At 32.0% G+C, this 16,999-nt stretch carries 18 protein-coding genes and 1 pseudogene; 16 read left to right on the top strand and 3 right to left on the bottom strand.

Annotated features, from left to right (window positions below):
* Positions 1-438: 438 nt before the first annotated feature.
* The 5 genes from ACHZK0_RS11100 to ACHZK0_RS11120 all read left to right on the top strand — a co-directional run bounded on the left by ACHZK0_RS11100 (position 439) and on the right by ACHZK0_RS11120 (position 3,742).
* On the top strand, positions 439-939 hold the full coding sequence (locus tag ACHZK0_RS11100; RefSeq protein ID WP_063262826.1) for a sigma-70 family RNA polymerase sigma factor: 501 nt from the start codon (positions 439-441) through the stop codon (positions 937-939).
* Entirely contained in the window at positions 929-1,951 is a 1,023-nt protein-coding gene (locus ACHZK0_RS11105; protein WP_262743478.1) for an anti-sigma factor, read from the top strand. Before ACHZK0_RS11100 ends, ACHZK0_RS11105 begins: the two co-directional genes overlap by 11 nt.
* On the top strand, positions 1,933-2,244 hold the full coding sequence (locus ACHZK0_RS11110; RefSeq protein WP_061679488.1) for a hypothetical protein: 312 nt from the start codon (positions 1,933-1,935) through the stop codon (positions 2,242-2,244). The genes ACHZK0_RS11105 and ACHZK0_RS11110 overlap by 19 nt, the downstream gene beginning before the upstream one ends.
* A 243-nt stretch (positions 2,245-2,487) precedes the next feature.
* The gene (locus tag ACHZK0_RS11115; protein WP_061679487.1) at positions 2,488-3,024 is read left to right on the top strand and encodes a C1q-like domain-containing protein; all 537 of its coding nucleotides are present in this window, start codon (positions 2,488-2,490) and stop codon (positions 3,022-3,024) included.
* Between the two features lie 106 nt (positions 3,025-3,130).
* Complete coding sequence (locus ACHZK0_RS11120) at positions 3,131-3,742, top strand: C1q-like domain-containing protein (protein WP_395761708.1); 612 nt, start codon at positions 3,131-3,133, stop codon at positions 3,740-3,742.
* A 972-nt stretch (positions 3,743-4,714) separates the two neighbouring features.
* Here ACHZK0_RS11120 and ACHZK0_RS11125 read toward each other — a convergent pair.
* Positions 4,715-4,909 carry a hypothetical protein gene (locus tag ACHZK0_RS11125; RefSeq protein ID WP_270344336.1) on the bottom strand — a complete coding sequence of 65 codons (195 nt, stop codon included), beginning with the start codon at positions 4,907-4,909 and terminating at the stop codon, positions 4,715-4,717.
* 275 nt (positions 4,910-5,184) lie between these two features.
* Here ACHZK0_RS11125 and ACHZK0_RS11130 point away from each other — a divergent pair, with 275 nt between their 5' ends.
* The 6 genes and pseudogenes from ACHZK0_RS11130 to ACHZK0_RS11155 all read left to right on the top strand — a co-directional run bounded on the left by ACHZK0_RS11130 (position 5,185) and on the right by ACHZK0_RS11155 (position 10,447).
* Complete coding sequence (locus tag ACHZK0_RS11130; protein ID WP_098342560.1) at positions 5,185-5,775, top strand: hypothetical protein; 591 nt, start codon at positions 5,185-5,187, stop codon at positions 5,773-5,775.
* 525 nt (positions 5,776-6,300) lie between these two features.
* The gene (locus ACHZK0_RS11135; RefSeq protein WP_395761542.1) at positions 6,301-7,311 is read left to right on the top strand and encodes a glycoside hydrolase family 25 protein; all 1,011 of its coding nucleotides are present in this window, start codon (positions 6,301-6,303) and stop codon (positions 7,309-7,311) included.
* A gap of 198 nt (positions 7,312-7,509) precedes the next feature.
* Positions 7,510-8,361 carry a peptidylprolyl isomerase PrsA gene (locus tag ACHZK0_RS11140; RefSeq protein WP_262743589.1) on the top strand — a complete coding sequence of 284 codons (852 nt, stop codon included), beginning with the start codon at positions 7,510-7,512 and terminating at the stop codon, positions 8,359-8,361.
* A 510-nt stretch (positions 8,362-8,871) separates the two neighbouring features.
* A complete protein-coding gene (locus ACHZK0_RS11145) occupies positions 8,872-9,090 on the top strand; it encodes a hypothetical protein (RefSeq protein WP_131933612.1) in 219 nt (72 codons plus the stop codon).
* A 277-nt stretch (positions 9,091-9,367) separates the two neighbouring features.
* Positions 9,368-9,617: pseudogene (locus ACHZK0_RS11150) on the top strand (hypothetical protein).
* 494 nt (positions 9,618-10,111) lie between these two features.
* On the top strand, positions 10,112-10,447 hold the full coding sequence (locus ACHZK0_RS11155) for a YolD-like family protein (RefSeq protein ID WP_270344227.1): 336 nt from the start codon (positions 10,112-10,114) through the stop codon (positions 10,445-10,447).
* A 212-nt stretch (positions 10,448-10,659) separates the two neighbouring features.
* On the opposite strand, the gene gerPF is transcribed toward ACHZK0_RS11155, so the two are convergent.
* Positions 10,660-10,875, bottom strand: coding sequence for a spore germination protein GerPF (gene gerPF / locus ACHZK0_RS11160; protein WP_001141565.1), 216 nt, complete (start codon positions 10,873-10,875; stop codon positions 10,660-10,662).
* A gap of 209 nt (positions 10,876-11,084) precedes the next feature.
* Between gerPF and ACHZK0_RS11165 the strand changes: the two genes are divergently transcribed.
* The 4 genes from ACHZK0_RS11165 to ACHZK0_RS11180 all read left to right on the top strand — a co-directional run bounded on the left by ACHZK0_RS11165 (position 11,085) and on the right by ACHZK0_RS11180 (position 13,608).
* On the top strand, positions 11,085-11,420 hold the full coding sequence (locus ACHZK0_RS11165; RefSeq protein WP_242243278.1) for a hypothetical protein: 336 nt from the start codon (positions 11,085-11,087) through the stop codon (positions 11,418-11,420).
* 232 nt (positions 11,421-11,652) lie between these two features.
* The gene (locus ACHZK0_RS11170; RefSeq protein WP_395761543.1) at positions 11,653-12,360 is read left to right on the top strand and encodes an SDR family oxidoreductase; all 708 of its coding nucleotides are present in this window, start codon (positions 11,653-11,655) and stop codon (positions 12,358-12,360) included.
* Positions 12,361-12,546: 186 nt separating this feature from the next.
* Entirely contained in the window at positions 12,547-13,221 is a 675-nt protein-coding gene (locus tag ACHZK0_RS11175) for a DUF6944 family repetitive protein (protein WP_395761544.1), read from the top strand.
* A 174-nt stretch (positions 13,222-13,395) separates the two neighbouring features.
* A complete protein-coding gene (locus tag ACHZK0_RS11180; RefSeq protein WP_262743550.1) occupies positions 13,396-13,608 on the top strand; it encodes a YqaE/Pmp3 family membrane protein in 213 nt (70 codons plus the stop codon).
* Positions 13,609-13,675: 67 nt separating this feature from the next.
* On the opposite strand, the gene ACHZK0_RS11185 is transcribed toward ACHZK0_RS11180, so the two are convergent.
* Positions 13,676-13,885 carry a KTSC domain-containing protein gene (locus ACHZK0_RS11185; RefSeq protein WP_262743551.1) on the bottom strand — a complete coding sequence of 70 codons (210 nt, stop codon included), beginning with the start codon at positions 13,883-13,885 and terminating at the stop codon, positions 13,676-13,678.
* Positions 13,886-14,351: 466 nt separating this feature from the next.
* Between ACHZK0_RS11185 and ACHZK0_RS11190 the strand changes: the two genes are divergently transcribed.
* A complete protein-coding gene (locus ACHZK0_RS11190) occupies positions 14,352-16,850 on the top strand; it encodes a PBP1A family penicillin-binding protein (RefSeq protein WP_270607982.1) in 2,499 nt (832 codons plus the stop codon).
* The last annotated feature ends 149 nt before the right edge of the window (positions 16,851-16,999 follow it).

Here is a 16,999-nt window from a genome sequence, read left to right on the forward strand (position 1 = left end):
GTTCCACCTCCAATTTGTAAATAGCCGCTGAGATAATCTCCTTACATACTCTAAAAGTGTTTTTTTCATAAGAAGATATCGATTAAAGAAAGAGTGAGAATTATCTTATCATAACAAATGATGGATAGTGGCACTAAATGAAAGGATACATGAACATTTCCTAACGCGAACCAGGACGAGAGGTAGCAACGGAATCATATCGGTGGTTATATCGTACAGAACGATTGTCCTATGACTATCAACTTACAAGAGCAGAAGAATATCCGAACCGTTTTTTACTGGTTTTGAAGGATATTTACAGACATAACATCATATATTTTGTTTATAATTGTAAATAGTTATTAAAATGTATAAAATTTCTTTTTTATTAATAAAAAAGAAAAAATAATGCAACTTTTTGATTTCTTTATTCGTGTTATATATGAAAGGAGGAGGGGGATGGAGATTGAAGAAATATATAAGGTTTATATAAACGATGTGTACCGGTATTTATTTTCCCTTTCTCGTAGCCATCACGTAGCGGAGGACTTGATGCAGGAGACTTTTTATAGGGCGTATCTTTATTTAGAAGACTATGAAAACCAAAAGGTAAAATCATGGCTATTTAAAGTGGCATATCATACGTTTATTGATTTTGTTAGGAAAGAGAAAAAAGTAACCTTTGTAGGAACGGAGGAATTAGAGACAATACAAGCAGGGGAATCCACAGAAGAGTATGTGGTCGCAAAAAATAGTTACGAAAAATTAATTCAGATTATTCATACTTTACCAGTGGTGGAGGCGCAAGTTATTTTATTATGTGACGTACATCAATTAACGTACGAAGAGGGTGCATCTGTATTAGATTTAAAGTTAAACACGTATAAAAGTCACATATTTCGCGGGAGAAAGAGATTAAAAGAATTGTTAAAGGAGGAAAAGAGTCAAAATGACAAATGATAAACCTCATTCTGAACAAGATGATTATAAAGAATTGTTACAAGAAGCTCTTCAGCAAAGACCGGCTTCACTACCTGATGGAAAACAAGAGCAAGTGTTGAAAATAGGTAAAAAAAGAGCGCGTATTACGAATATTTTAATTGTATTTACTTTTTTATTACTCATTCAACCTATTTTATATATATCTACACTCTTATATTATACATTGGCACCTACAAACGCGATGGAGATACGGAATGTAGTAAATCAAACGTTAAGTGTAACAGAACCAAATGTATTTTTGAAAGATAGGGACATGGAGCAAACGTTGTTACCACTTAGTTTACAATTGCATTTTGATTTGTATAAAAGGATTGGGAAGAAAGATATTCGAATAGGAGAAGAGAAAACAGATTATTTATTAAGTACAGCAACGAAAGTAAGCCGCGAATATACAACAGATGAAAAAATTCCAGAAATCCCGTATATAGATAACGAAGTATTGTCTCATCCTAATAATTATAATGCGTCCTATAATAGTAGCGAAGAAGCACAGGTATTAAAGGGTCTTCCGCAAGAGTCTGTTGTGGAAGCATTTGTATCTTTTAGGGAATTATTAAGTGTACAAGAAGTAACAGATATGTTTCCTACTATTGATATCGTTTGGTATGCCGTTAATACAGGATTAGAGGAGAAGCAAACGAATGATGAGGGTATGTATGTAGCCCCGATTGGCTTCCCAGCAGATATGATTGCAAGTCCAAGTGGTGCTTTTGAAAGTGATTCACCTCATGAGGAACAATTTATTACTGTTTTAAAGTCATTACAGAAGCATGAAAATTTAGCAGTGAAGCTATCTAGAGCGAAAGTATTAGAGTTGTCAAAGCGAATTTCTTTCCTTGAAAAAAATGGGGTGAAAACTTATGGGGCAGTTGTAACTGGACCTAAAGGAGAAGTTGAAAAATTAATGAGCCACGAAAAAGTTAGAAAATTGAAAGTAGGTGAAGCGAGGTTATGGAATTGGCATTCTTAAAAAAAAGAAAGAATCATATGTATAAACAGGAATCGTGGATGGGGACTATTTCATTAATTATTGCCTTTTTAGCTCTAATGTATTTGAACATTATATTGCTTATTCAAGAAACATTTATAGGTAAAGGTTTTCTACAAATAGTTGGTATTGGAGTGGTGTGCTCAGTTGTAGGTATGATCACAAAAAGAAAAAGTCGAAAATATGCATTGTGGGCTTGTAGTTTATTTGTTTTTATGCTATTGTTTGCTTTCTTTGGATTTATGTTAGGTTGGATGATAAGTTTTGGGCCATAAATATGTGGGAAAGAGCGAATGTAGATTCGCTCTTTTTTATATTGAAAGTAAAATAAATAAGAGAAGAATCTATCAAATTTGAATGGAGTGCACTATACATCTAGGTTGTGTTTTTATTGATATCTTTTTCGCTCACGTACACATAAAATAGGTGGCAAGTATAGTACTAAAATAATAGCTCGTCCAAACATTACAAGTCCCTCTTACATAATATGTAGGAATAAGCATGAAAGGGGAACTAGTATGTCTTGCTATAACTACTGTAAGTTTTGTAAAGAGTATAAAAAGAAACAGCATGATTGTTGTAAGAACACGAGTAAGTGTAATAACAACAAGGACATGCTTATAAGGGCATCAGCATTTAGAGCTAGAAATACGGTGGATCAAACGGTTCCTGCCAATACTTTTGTAAAGGTATTGTTCCAAGATGAACAATTTGATTTAGCAAATGAGTATAATCCGGCAACGTCTACTTTTATTCCGAAGACTAGAGGGGTTTACTCTATTATTGGAACGATTGGTTTCTTTCCAAACGATTTTAACTTAAATTATAGAGCTCGTGTAGAAATTCGTGTAAATGGAAACGCAGCAATAGCTATAGATAATGATTTTTTTGGTCCAATAAGTTTTGGAAATGTAGTAAGTGTTTCGACGATTATTCAATTGAATGAAGGAGATCAAGTTGAGGTTTATGCACAAAGTAGCATAGACGGAGTTTTAAGTACTTCAGAAGACGGCTCACATTTTGAAGCTGCAAGATTCCCTTCGCCAATTAAATAAAGTCGAGTATACAGAAGATAAAGGGTAATCCTCACCAAAATGGTGGGGATATTTTATTCAATTGAAAATAGTAGCAGTTTGTCCAATCTATTCTAATCTATATTTCATAGTATGTAATAATAAGTTTAAAGGGGGACTTACTACGTCTTATTATTACTGCAAGTATTGTAAAGGTTACAAAGAGAAAAGTCATGATTGCTTCAGAAAAAATAGTCAATGTGATAGAAAGTATGTAAAAGTGAATTGTTGTGATGATAAAAAAGAAAATCTTGTAAGAGCGTCTGCATTTAGAGCTGTAAATACAATGAATCAACCTGTTCCTGAAAATACTTCAGTTAAAGTATTATTTCAAAATGAACAGTTTGATCTAGCAAATGAATATAACCCAACAACATCTATTTTTATTCCTAAGATGAAAGGTGTATATAGTGTATTAGGAAATATAACATTCTCTCCAAATGATTTTAATGTAAATTACAGAGCTAGAGTTGAAATTCGTGTAAATGGAAATCCAGCAATAGCAATAGATAATGATTTCTTTGGGACCGGGGTATTTTTTAATAATGATGTTTCAGTAACGTCTATTCTACAATTAGAAGCAGGAGATTCAGTTGAAGTTTTTGCTGAGAGTAGTGTTGCTGGAGTAATTGTTCAAAATGTTAATGGTTTGAATACGGTTCATTTTGAAGCTGCAAGATTTCCTTCGCCAATTAAATAGCGAATAGAATAAAATACTTTCCAGTATGTTTAGTTAATCCCCTTTACCAAGTGGTGGGGGATTATTATTGTTTTTCTAAAATATATAAGTAAATAGGTTGAATATAGTTTATTTTAGGAACAATTCACATGCGAAGATGTTGCAATATTGATAGTGAAAATAAAAATGGAAATGAGGTACAACATAAAAAGTGAAAGATAAGGATTCAAAATTTTTTTTGTAGTTTTGTGGTTGAAAGGGGCTATCTTATTTTGAGTATTAGATCTCCTACAGGTAATGAAAAGAGTACAACGAATTAAGTAACATGGTTGTAAAAGTTCTTTGGCATTATATTTGCTAGTCGCCTTATCGAATAGAAAAGACATCTTAATTTATAAATACATAAAAGTCCGTATAATTACGGGCTTTTTCTTAACTATATAGAAATTACATATTTAACATAAGTTTTTGTAGGTATTGTTATTGAATGGAAAGGAATAACATTAAGGCGATTACACTATATAAAAATAAAATAAATCCTAAGATGAGTAGAATCGGATGCAACTTGAACATGTTTGACCTCCTTGATTATATAAAGATTTTAATACATTTATGGTCAATTAAGAAGGAAAATATTTTAGATGAATGAATACACTAATGTAACAGAGTAGTGAACGTATAATAAATCAAGGAGTATTGTTGTATACCTTGATTAGATTGCTTATTAGTAGCAGGTGGGTTTACCACTCATGAAATATAAAAGTAAACAGGTTTATCTGCTTAGAATTAGAGATAAATAAAAAAAGAGCATACATAAAAAGTACGCTCTAAAGAAAGATAGGTTTTATGAGTGGATAATCTCCATACGATAATATATGCTCGGTTAATAAAAACGTGTGAAAAATCAATAGATTATCAAAGGAATATCATGAAATGAGTAATTTTAGTCTTTTACCGAAGTCGTTTAGTTAACCAAATTGTAGATTGAATGGATTAGCAATTTGATAAAAATCGTACTTCAGTTTCGTATTTTTTATAGTTTGGATATTGCGTAATAGTTTGGCACTTAGGTGTGGAAAGTTGATTAATTATAGAAACATTTGTAATTACCTCGTTACAAGGACCGAAAAATGTAATTTTCAGCTTTGAATTTGGTGGAACTTTGACCACGATAGGTTTTTTTTTCATAAAATCAGCTCCTCATCTGCAGTATCATATACTGCGCTTTTTCGTTCAGATTATAAAGGTGTATTAATATAATATGAAATTTTAGTTGAGTTGATAACGATATGGGGTTTTAAGGCGTGGTAAGAATGCGGAAAATGCATTGAAAGCTGAGAATATTTTATAAAATGTTTAATCGATATAATAGGTAAAAGTAAAAAATAAGTAATTTATCTAATACACTTTTTTCTTTGAAACATATTATAATAGTAAGAATTGTATTAGGAGGTAATGAAAGAGTGCAAGAAAATGTACAAGCTCAGCTTTCACCACCGTGGATCACATATTTCAATGAGTTAAAAAATTCAATTGGTGCTGATCCAACTGTTTCAGTTGGTCCGCTAATTCCAGTTGGCGGGAATTATATTATTTTAGTGCATGCGTTAAGTAATGAAAAAGCGATAGCGTTAGCAACGCTTCTAAAATCTTTTGTTGAATTTGGGAATGTAAGTGTAACAGTTATTGTAACGAATAATGAAAATAACATTGTAAATCCACTTCCATGTCCACTAGATGCATTTGAAATTGCTCATTTATTTCAAGTGGCGTTAGAAAATAATCCTTATTTTGAACAAGTTGTTGTACAGCCGCAGCTCCCTGGTGGATCAAATGTTGTCTTTCCAGTTTTTGCTGCGCAAGTGATTCAATTTTTTAATGATGATATTTCAAATTTATGTCAAACATTTACTGGTGTTGCTGCAAATGTATTTCATGATGTAATGAACGATGACATTTGTGATATCCCAATTTTATTCTCCACAAGCTGTGTTCCGAGCGGCGAGAGTGAACAATTACAAAATACAGATTTAACACCAAAACTGTTTTACTAGATTGTAAGTAGACATTTTCTTTAATAGAAAATGTCTTTTTTGTATGCATTAACGTTACAGTGTCTAGCTAATTGCGGATGGTGAATGAAATTTCCACTGATAAATATATAGCGTATAAAGATAGTATGTTTCATGTGAAAATATATAAGAAATGAAAGATAAATCATTTTCGTTAATATAGAGTAACCGTAAGAAACACAGAGAGTTAGCTCTCATACATATGTTTATTAGTCTAAACAAGATTAATATTGACGAGTAGTAATAATGAAAACGTTTCTAATAATAGCGCTAATGAAAGGTTAATGAATTGATATTATTTACAAATAGATGATAGTGCATATTTCAAATTTGTGAATGAACTGTATGAAATATAAATAAAATTAATGGAAGTCTAATTAATAGATTATAATTTTTGAAAAATAATATAGATTCTCCTTATTTATATTATAGATAGCTAGTATTAGGCATAAGGAGATTTCAATAAAGCTAGCTTTGAATATGATAATAAAAAGGGGATGAATTGTATTGGGGTATATTATCGATATTTCAAAATGGAATGGAACGATTAATTGGGATATTGCAGCATCTCAGCTAGATTTAGTAATTGCTAGAGTTCAGGATGGATCGAATACGGTAGATTTTATGTATCAAAATTATGTGACTGAAATGAAAAAACGCAGTATTCCATTTGGGAATTATGCATTTTGTCGCTTCATTTCTATTGCTGATGCAAGGAAAGAGGCACAAGATTTTTGGAATCGCGGAGATAAATCTGCTAAGTTTTGGGTAGTGGATGTAGAAATTCAAACGATGATGGATATGCAAGGGGGGACACAAGCATTTATAGATGAATTACGCCGTTTAGGTGCGAAAAAAGTAGGACTATATGTGGGGCATCACACGTATGTATCATTTGGAGCACGTAATATTGAAGTTGATTTTGTGTGGATTCCTCGTTATGGTGGTGGGAATAAGCCAGCATATCCTTGTGATATTTGGCAATATACTGATTCAGGAAATGTTCCTGGTATTGGGAAATGTGATTTGAATCAATTAATAGGAAATAAGTCGCTTTCTTGGTTTATAGGCTCAGATCAAGTAAATCAATCTATTCTATCTGACAAAGAGGATACGCAGCAACCAAATGGTATTGGTATTGCGATTTCAAAATATGATGATGGATATGGTATAAACGTATATGAAAATCCTGCGAATCCTCAATTTACAGGTACAATCACTCAAAAAACGCCATATGTAGTCATACGTGGTTATTGGGAAGACGCAGATAAAAATATGATTTGCTTAGGCAATGATAAACAGTGGGTATATATAAAACATTTTGATGTGAAATGGTTTTATGCATCTTCAAAATATCCCGTTGGGTATGGGGTTAACTACTATGCAGAGCCTGAATGTATAAACTATAAAGGAAATATTGATGGGTCAAAATCTTTTCGTGTGTGGGACAGAGCGAAAAATGCGGTAGATATCGGGCAAAATAATTGGATATTGGAAGAACATATAACTATTAAGTAACTATAAGTAGTTACATGTTTTTAGGAATACGTAAAGGGTCATATTGCTGATACATAGTAAGATGACCTTTAATTATTGAAAAAAGAACAAGATCCATAGTTCAATCAAATGAAATGAATTACATGTGGAAAACACATTGTTAACACAAGTACATTGTATAGTTATTCTTATATAATAATAAAAGTGAGGTATTTTGAATTGAAAAAGAAAAAGCTATTTGTAGGAACAATTATTTCATGTGTAGTACTGGCATTATCTGCATGTGGTTCCTCAGACAACGTAGTAACATCAAAAGTAGGAAATGTTTCAGAGAAAGAGTTAAGTAAAGAGTTAAGACAAAAATATGGGGAAAGTACTTTATACCAAATGGTGTTAAGTAAGGCATTGCTAGATAAATATAAAGTTTCAGATGAGGAAGCAAAAAAACAAGTAGAAGAAGCAAAAGATAAAATGGGCGACAACTTCAAATCGACTTTAGAGCAAGTTGGATTGAAAAACGAAGATGAATTAAAAGAAAAAATGAAGCCAGAAATTGCATTTGAGAAAGCGATTAAAGCGACTGTTACAGAAAAAGATGTAAAAGAAAACTATAAACCAGAAATGAAAGTAAGTCACATTTTAGTGAAAGATGAAAAGACTGCTAAAGAAGTGAAAGAGAAAGTAAATAATGGTGAAGATTTTGCAGCTTTAGCGAAGCAATACTCAGAGGATCCTGGTTCAAAAGAACAAGGCGGAGAAATAACTGGTTTTGCTCCAGGGCAAACGGTGAAAGAATTTGAGGAAGCTGCATATAAATTAGATGCAGGACAAGTAAGTGAGCCGGTAAAAACAACTTACGGGTACCATATTATTAAAGTGACAGATAAAAAAGAATTGAAACCATTTGATGAAGTAAAAGATCAAATTCGTAAAGATATAGAACAGCAAAGACTACAAGATACGACAGGAAAATGGAAACAACAAGTAGTCAATGATTTATTGAAAGATGCTGATATTAAAGTGAACGATAAAGACTTTAAAAATACATTTGAATTTCTAGAAAAGAAATAATGATTGTAATTAGAAAAGGGAACCTATATAGGTTCCCTTTTCTAATTAGTGTGTGAGTTATAAATAGATAGTAAGACAATATAATATTACATTTAAATATTAAGAATTACAATGGGAATTTATGTAATTATTTTAAATTGGAATGAGCAATGCTTCAAAGAATATTGATATTATAATGTTTCGTTTTCTTAATTTCATTAAATATAAAGTAAATTTATTAATCTCCTCCCACTATTCGTAGGCAATCTGATTGATGTAAGTTAATTATTAGTCGAGAATGAACAAAATACTAATTGATTTAACTTTTACTTTATTGAAGTGGATAAGCATAATTTACAGAATGAAACATACAATATTATTGAAAAATATTGATGCGAAATGAAGTGAAATGAAAAGCAGAGCATTCTACTAAAAAAGGATGTTCTTTTTAGTATGAAATTTTAGGATAAAGAAAGAATACTTTTAAACGAATTATTTAATAGATAAATATATTACGTAGGAGGAGAAAATATGAAAGTAATTTTTCAAAGAGAAGGTGGAGGGAAGGTTTTTGAATCGTATGATGAAGATATAAGTAACTTATTAGCTATTTTAAAGGTAACGAAAGGGATTAAGATTGGGATGGTTGAGTATGAAGTATTAAAGTACGAATTAGAGTATTTTCGTAATCCAAAAAAAGCAGAAACAGAGAGGGAGTTACATATAATAGTACAACCAAAATATATTTAATAATTAGGACCAATTATTTATAAATAGTTTTATACAGTATGTACGAAAAGAGAGTATTTACATTGCTCTCTTTTCATAGAAATTCATAAGGAACGAATTGTGGTCCGTTATAAATCCCCTAAATTTTGTGAGTTCGTTCTTTATAATATATGCTTTCATTTATAGTTGGTTAATAAACTTGAAAAATTAAAACTTTTTCGTTTAGGCAGGGATTTTATATTTGAGTAGATAAATGTTCATATGAAGTATTTTGTATACGAATATTGGAGGAGTAAAAATGAGTTTAGCAAGTTATATAGGTTGCAATGTAGAAATTCCGTTAAAGGATCCAGATTCTAATGATGTAATTGTTTTTGAATCGTGTTTTTCAGATGAAAGTATGCTTGAAATTGTACAAGAGTTTCAATTCCAAATAAGTTACACGTATGAAGTTTCAACGAGTAGGGGAATTAAAATTAAAAATAAATCATTTTAAAATTGATGAAATTTTGATTTCAGAAAGAGCACTTGTCAGGATAGAAAAATAAATATAGAAATATACGTTATTAGAAAAAAGCGACTTCATTTTGTATGAAGTCGCTTTTTTAGTAAATATGTGAACTTTCTATTAAATAGGAAGTGAAAAACTTATTTGATGAAGAAGAAAATCAATGATGGATAAATGTATAAGAAAATGATTTGAATTATATTTTGTTAAAAATATAATTATATCTCTTCTCAAAAGAATATATGTTCGTGTATAATTAGAACGAGTGTTCTTTTGAGTGCAGATAGTATATGAATTAGACATAAAGTGAAACATTAATCAGTGAGGCGCTTATCGTCCATTGATTATTAACTTTCATCAGTTCGACGTCTACGGGCGATTGATTTCGACTTATATACATCACATATGACGATTTTAAGGTGGGTGCTTTACTACTTGTTAATGCTGGGGAAATATGAGCCTATCATTATGAAAAAACAATTGAGTAACAATATATGTGAAATAGAATGGATAAATGATCAAGGAGATAAAGAAATGAATGATGTAAAGCTGCAGAAAGCAGAAAGAGAATGGGTTCCATTTACAGTGATGTCGGAACAGTTATTAAGTACGCGAAAGATTGTTGGAGAGAAGTTTAAAGTACAAAAACCGCTCTTAACAAAAGAAGCAAAAGAGAGAATTTCTGATAAATTATTAACGTCATTATTGTCTGAGAAAGAAATATTGGTGACATATTTTGAAGATGGATACATACTTACAAGTTATATGACAGTTGTGCATATAAACCCGCTAAAGCGCATTGTAATATGTACGGATGCATTTTATAAAACTTACGTATTTAATACTACAGATATTATTGAAATAACGTAAAGGAAGCTGAAATTTAAATTTTAGCTTTTTATTTTTGTTAGATGAGGAACAGAAAAAATGAAACGAAAAAGCAGCTAGCTTCATACTAGCTGCTAAGCCCCAGGGAAAGAGAGAAAAGATAGGGTACTCCAAAAATCATTAATAGCTGTGTAACAGCCTGATTATAGTATAGACAAATTTATTATTCCTAAACAGTACGATGAAAAATAGGACTAAGCTGTACCTACTTGGTTTTGATCTGCAAGGTCAGAATCAAACGTATTAGTCGCGCTCACACCATTAAAAGTATTAACAACAAAACCAACATTTGAAGCACCAGATCCATTATAAGCCTTCGTATTTTCTTTCGGAGAAACATTGTAGAAATCGCCTAAATTAAATGAACCGTTACTATTTTGTACAACTAAATTCCCTACAACTGAGGGCATAGTTTTCACCCGCTTTACAATCATTTGTTAATACTACTATATGGCCTTATAGTCCAAATGGTTCATGTAACAAAAATTGTGGAATAGTAAAACGTTTGAAGTGTAGCTTAATCCTACAATAAAAGTATGTTAAAATTAATGTAAGGTCGATTAATTTTAAAAAACAATTGTATAATTAATATATACGAAATCAAAGGAGGCAAAATGTAATGAATAATGTTATAAAAAAAGTAGATTTAACAGATGCAAAATCAAGTAATCTTGTTGCACTTATTTATAGCAATGAAGTTATTTTGGTGGAAGAAGCATTTTGTCCAAATGAAATAAAATTAAAGTTTAATGAAATTGCAATTTTATCGGCTATTAAAACAGCACATATAATGAAAGTATCCATCAGAAAAGAACTGGAAGCAATTTTTCATGACACTGGTGTTTTATTTGTGAAGCATAGTGTTGATTATGGAAATAGTCAGTCTATCACTATGCACTTTGAACAATTCAAAAAGTTGCAAAATGAGATTGAGAATTTAAATAAAATTAGGTAATCTAGGTGTAGCTTATATGTATCGGTGTAAGAAATACGGGAAAAAGAAGCTGAAATATACAAGCAATAACGAAATAAATAATGATGTTTTTGATATATAAGCATGAGTAACTGTTACGGTTACTCTTTTTGTTTACATAAAAACTCCTACTAAAGAATGAAATGAGTTGATACTTTAGTAAATGGCTGAATGAAAAGGAAGAGTGTAAAATGTTGTAAAGGAGGAGAGATATTTGAAGCGAAACGAAATTGGGCAAATTGTAATGATTACAGGAGTGACGCAAGGGTTAGGTCGTGCAATGGTTGATCGATTTCATGAATTGGGATGGACTATATATGGCTGTGGGCGTTCAAAAGATAAAATTGAAGAATTGAAAAAATATTACGGTAATATACATGATTTTCAAATAATTGATGTTTCAGACTCCCAGCAAGTAAGTAGTTGGGCAAATTATATACTGCATAGACATAGAGCACCTGATTTGTTAATAAATAATGCATCGATTGTTAATAAAAATGCGCCACTGTGGAAAGTAACAGCTCAAGAATTCGAAAATGTAATGAATGTAAACGTAAATGGTGTAGTAAATGTAATTAGGGCATTTGTCCCAGCGATGGTAGCTAGGAAAGAAGGAATGATTATTAATATGAGTTCTAGTTGGGGCCGGGAGGGAGAAGCTGAGCTGGCGCCATATTGTGCCTCAAAGTTTGCAATTGAAGGTATCACGAAATCTATGGCACTTGAGTTACCCAATGGTATGGCTGTTGTTGCTTTAGATCCAGGCGGGAGCATTAGCACTCCAATGCTGTATTCATGTGCACCACAGTATGTAAATGAATCACCCACACCTGAAATGTGGTCACGTAATGCGATTAAATATATATTAAATATAACAATAGATAAAAATGGATCTTCATTGACATGCCCAGAATGTATGTAAATATACATTGAATTAGCATATTTTCAGTGATACACACTTTGTATAAAAAAGTACCTTAAAGGTGCTTTTTTGTATTTTTAACACATTATAGAATGCACAAAATTACATGTAGAAAATAAATATGAGAAAGAGGATGTCATTTATATATTTCGAAAGCAATAGAAAATTTCTAAATAGGTGATAAGAATGAATCCAAGCGGTTTAAAAGTGACGGGAGCATGGTTTCAAGTAGGAGGAAATCTTACAGCGGCTATTGGGACGACAAGAGGATTTATTGGAGAAGAGAAAGTTGAATCAGATCTTGTAATTGTAGGAAGCTCATTACAAGCCCTCGGGTATATATTACAAATTATAGCGAGTAATGATACCGAAGATGAGGGCGAAAAAGAAAATCAAAATATATGTTTGGAGAATAAAAGTGAAATGCTTGATAAAATGGGCATTGAGTTATTAGCGTTAGGGAATATATCAAATGTAATAGGAACATATTTTAATATAAATGAACAATTGAAAGAGAATGATTATCTCATTATTGTCGGGAACAGTTTACAATCGATAGGAGCTTTTTTAGGAGTAGAAGCAGCTTTGCTTCAGATGAAAGCGATACAAAGAATTATAATATTAGGCAATTCTTTGCAAAGTTTAGGCGCTGGACTTCAAGCGTATCAAGGTATTATGAATATATCGAAGAACGAAATAGAACATGAAGACAGTATGGTTGATAAGAAGAATGAGAAGATAATAGCACTTATTGGTATTTGGATACAAGCGATCGGAACTGCTATTTCTGCGATCGGATTAACTATCATAGAGAAAGAAGAAAGATTAGAAAAAAATAAAAATATGAAATTGTTTATATAAAGGAGGTATGTAAAATTTCAATTTTACATACGTGGAAAAGTTGAAGTAGTAGGTTTTTTTGCATTGGAATAGAATATATAACAGTAGAACAGTTATTAGATGAAATACAAAGATAATTGGTTTTATTAGTGTATGAAGAGAGATAAAAAATACAAAACAAGGAGTTTTCAAGAGATGATGTATTTGTTGGCAATTCTTCTTCCACCTGTAGCTGTATTATTTTGTGGAAAACCATTTCAAGCGATAATTAACTTCATATTAACATTAATATTTTGGGTTCCAGGAGTTATACATGCGATATTAGTTGTACATGATAGAAAAGCAGATCGGCGCTTAAAAAAACAAATTCGAGCATATGGTGAAATGAATAAGAGGGATAGAAGATAGCTAAGTCCTGAAATGATTGAAAAAAGAAAGGAGGACTACCGCCTTTCTTTTTTCATTCTGTTTAAGTTTAAATTTTAGTATAGCGGTAAGAATTTTTAATATAAGTATTGTGATAATTAGTTTTAGATTGTGCGCTTAATAAACCGGTGTAAATGTTTTCAGGCACGTTAAAGAAATCATACATTCCACTCTTTAATTGAATGCGTAAAATCATAGAAAAAGGATTATAGCCAACGGCAACTATATTTTTTGAAATCACGGGAGATAGTTTCATCATTACGCAACTCCTCACTTTTCATTTTTAATAATTTCTTGTAGATGTTGAGGTTGTGGTGTTGAAATCCTTATAATTAAAGAGGTATTATACTTATATGCAATATATTAAATGTTCGTTATACGTAATTATAAGGAAGTTCACACGAAGTACATATTGTTGTGCTATTTTTATTTCACCTTTGATTTATAAATAAGAAAATATTGACCATTTGAAAAAAAGGTATATTATTTATACGAGGTATTAAAAATTCACTTTTTACATTCTATGCTTAAAGGGGCAGCATTATTAGGGAAAATAGAAGTGAAAATAGTTTGTATAAGAAGTATTCTAAAATTTATAATCTGTGAATTAGGAAAATATTGAATGCTCCAGGTTAATATACTTTCTTAATTAAATTCAGTTTAGAAAGTGACCTCAATATTTTTATGTAAATCAACGGGAGAATTGAAAGGCAGGAGAAAGTAACATGTCAGAAAATTATCGTTCTCGAGAGGAGCGACGACAAGTTAAAAAGAAAAAACAGCCAGCTTCTAAAACACAAAAACCAAAAGGGAAAACATCATTCTTTCGTAAGTTTTTGATTACTTGTTTATTACTTGGTATTGTTGGTTTAGTGGCAGGGGTTGCTACCTTCTTCGTAATGATTAAGGATGCACCGAAACTTGAGAAAGCAAAACTTGTTAATCCGTTATCCTCAAAAATTTATGATAAAAATGGCGATTTGGTATATGAATACGGGAAAGAAAAACGGACGAATGTTACGTATGATCAAATTCCTAAATTGGTAGAAAATGCATTTTTAGCAACAGAAGATTCACGTTTTTATGAGCATAGTGGAGTAGACTTTAAAGGTACTGCCCGTGCTGTCTTGGTGAGTCTTAAAGGAGATTACGGTTCACAAGGTGGAAGTACAATAACGCAACAGGTTATTAAAAACTACTTCTTATCGATGGAAAAAACATCAAAACGTAAAGTTCAGGAAATATATTTAGCGTATAAGCTAGAACAACAATATTCAAAACATGAAATTTTGGAAATGTATTTAAATAAAATTAACTTAGGAAACCGTTCATATGGTATCGCAACAGCAGCACAAAACTACTATGGTAAAGAATTAAAAGAGTTAACATTACCAGAAGTTGCGATGCTTGCAGGTTTACCGAAAGCACCGAATAACTATGATCCAACAAAAACGGAAAATATTCAAAGGGCAACAGAAAGAAGAAATGTTGTACTAGGATTAATGAATCGACATGGATATATTACGAAGGCAGAAATGGAAGAAGCTTCGAAAGTTAAAGTTACAGATGGAATTAAGACTGCAACTGTTCAGGCAATGCCACATACTGCATTTATGGATGCAGTAGTGAAAGAAGTAGAAAAGGAAATACCAGATGTTAATATTGGATCAGATGGTTTAGAAATCTATACAACATTAGACCCGAAAGCACAGGAATTTGCGGATAAGATTTTAAATGAAAATATTATTAATTATCCAAATGATAAATTCCAAGGTGCATTCACATTTATGGATACGAAAACAGGAGAGGTTCGTGCTATAGGTAGTGGACGTGGGGAAAATAAAGCAGTATTTAAAGGTCATAATATGGCAATTGATTTAGATCGTGCAGCTGGTTCAACTATGAAGCCAATCTTTGATTACGGCCCTGCAATTGAATATTTAAAATGGGCTACGTATCATCAAATTGATGATTCTCCATTTAAATATTCAACGGGACAAGAACTTCGAAATGCGGATAGAAGTCACTTAGGCCCAATTACTATGCGTGAAGCGCTAAAAATGTCACGTAACGTTCCAGCAGTTAAAACTGCAAAAGAAGTAGGACTGAATAAATCAAAGGAATTCTCTGAGAAATTAGGTATTACATTTAATAAACCGCCGGCAGAATCTACAGCTATTGGTACAAATGAAGTATCACCAACTGAAATGGCGGGTGCTTATGCGACATTTGGTAATGGTGGAAAGTATGCAAAACCGCATTTTGTTAAGAAAGTAGTTTATCCAGACGGTAAGTCACAAAGTTTTGAGCAAAAACCAAAACAAGTTATAGCTGACTCTACAGCATATATGATTACTGATATGCTTCGTTCAGTAGTAACATCTGGTACTGGTACAGCGGCAAATATAAGTTCTTTAGATGTAGCTGGTAAAACAGGTACAACAAACTATGATTCAAAACAACTAGCGAAATATAACATTCCAGAAAGTGCAACCCGGGATAGTTGGTTTGCAGGTTATACGCCGCAATATACGATGGCGGTATGGACTGGATATATGAAAGATGGTAAAGACGAGTATATTAGTAGTAAAAATACGAAAATTGCACAGTTGATCTTTAAAGAAATGATGAATAAGTTTGCTACTGACGAATCACGCTTTAAAATGCCAAGTAGTGTAATTCAAGAAGGTAGTGAGCTACGTATAAAAGGGGAAAAACGTGATTCTTCTCCAAATACGAGCGTACCTGATACAACGGAACAACCAAAACAAGATCAACAGCAAAAGACTGAAGAAGAGAAAAAGCAAGAAGAATTAAAGAAACAAGAAGAGCTTAAAAAACAAGAAGAACAAAAGCAACAAGAGGAACTGAAGAAGCAAGAAGAACAAAAGAAACTAGAAGAGCAAAAGAAACAAGAAGAACAAAAGAAACAAAATGAAGGAAATGGCCAAGGAACGACACCTCCAGCAAATAACGGAGGAGGCCAAGGAAATACAACACCTCCAGCAAATAATGGAGGTGGTCAAGGAAATACGACACCTCCAGCAAATAACGGAGGAGGCCAAGGAAATACGACACCTCCAGCAAATAACGGAGGAGGCCAAGGAAATACGACACCTCCAGCAAATAATGGGGGAGGTCAAGGAAATACAACACCACCAGCGACAACACAACCAGAGACTGGCGGGAATGCAGGAGAAGCCCCTGCTAATAATGGGCAATAAGAAGATTTTATAAAAAATATTAAAAAGCACTTAAGGTTTGTAAAAAATTACATTCTTAAGTGCTTTTTTCGTTTGAATTAGAAAGTCAAAATATTCTTTAGCACTTTACTACAGAAATTTACTATAGTAAGCATTTTTAGGGGATAAGG

The organism is Bacillus sp. 3G2, assembly GCF_044324725.1.
GTDB classification, from domain to species: Bacteria; Bacillota; Bacilli; order Bacillales; family Bacillaceae_G; genus Bacillus_A; species Bacillus_A mobilis.

What these genes read in the sequence shown, in the direction of transcription:
- ACHZK0_RS11100 (WP_063262826.1), top strand. Translation starts at nt 439, where the DNA reads ATGGAGATTGAAGAAATATATAAGGTTTATATAAACGATGTGTACCGG.
- ACHZK0_RS11105 (WP_262743478.1), top strand. Translation starts at nt 929, where the DNA reads ATGACAAATGATAAACCTCATTCTGAACAAGATGATTATAAAGAATTG.
- ACHZK0_RS11110 (WP_061679488.1), top strand. Translation starts at nt 1,933, where the DNA reads ATGGAATTGGCATTCTTAAAAAAAAGAAAGAATCATATGTATAAACAG.
- ACHZK0_RS11115 (WP_061679487.1), top strand. Translation starts at nt 2,488, where the DNA reads ATGTCTTGCTATAACTACTGTAAGTTTTGTAAAGAGTATAAAAAGAAA.
- ACHZK0_RS11125 (WP_270344336.1), bottom strand. Translation starts at nt 4,909, where the DNA reads ATGAAAAAAAAACCTATCGTGGTCAAAGTTCCACCAAATTCAAAGCTG.
- ACHZK0_RS11145 (WP_131933612.1), top strand. Translation starts at nt 8,872, where the DNA reads ATGAAAGTAATTTTTCAAAGAGAAGGTGGAGGGAAGGTTTTTGAATCG.
- ACHZK0_RS11155 (WP_270344227.1), top strand. Translation starts at nt 10,112, where the DNA reads ATGAATGATGTAAAGCTGCAGAAAGCAGAAAGAGAATGGGTTCCATTT.
- gerPF (WP_001141565.1), bottom strand. Translation starts at nt 10,875, where the DNA reads ATGCCCTCAGTTGTAGGGAATTTAGTTGTACAAAATAGTAACGGTTCA.
- ACHZK0_RS11165 (WP_242243278.1), top strand. Translation starts at nt 11,085, where the DNA reads ATGAATAATGTTATAAAAAAAGTAGATTTAACAGATGCAAAATCAAGT.
- ACHZK0_RS11175 (WP_395761544.1), top strand. Translation starts at nt 12,547, where the DNA reads ATGAATCCAAGCGGTTTAAAAGTGACGGGAGCATGGTTTCAAGTAGGA.
- ACHZK0_RS11180 (WP_262743550.1), top strand. Translation starts at nt 13,396, where the DNA reads ATGATGTATTTGTTGGCAATTCTTCTTCCACCTGTAGCTGTATTATTT.
- ACHZK0_RS11185 (WP_262743551.1), bottom strand. Translation starts at nt 13,885, where the DNA reads ATGATGAAACTATCTCCCGTGATTTCAAAAAATATAGTTGCCGTTGGC.
- ACHZK0_RS11190 (WP_270607982.1), top strand. Translation starts at nt 14,352, where the DNA reads ATGTCAGAAAATTATCGTTCTCGAGAGGAGCGACGACAAGTTAAAAAG.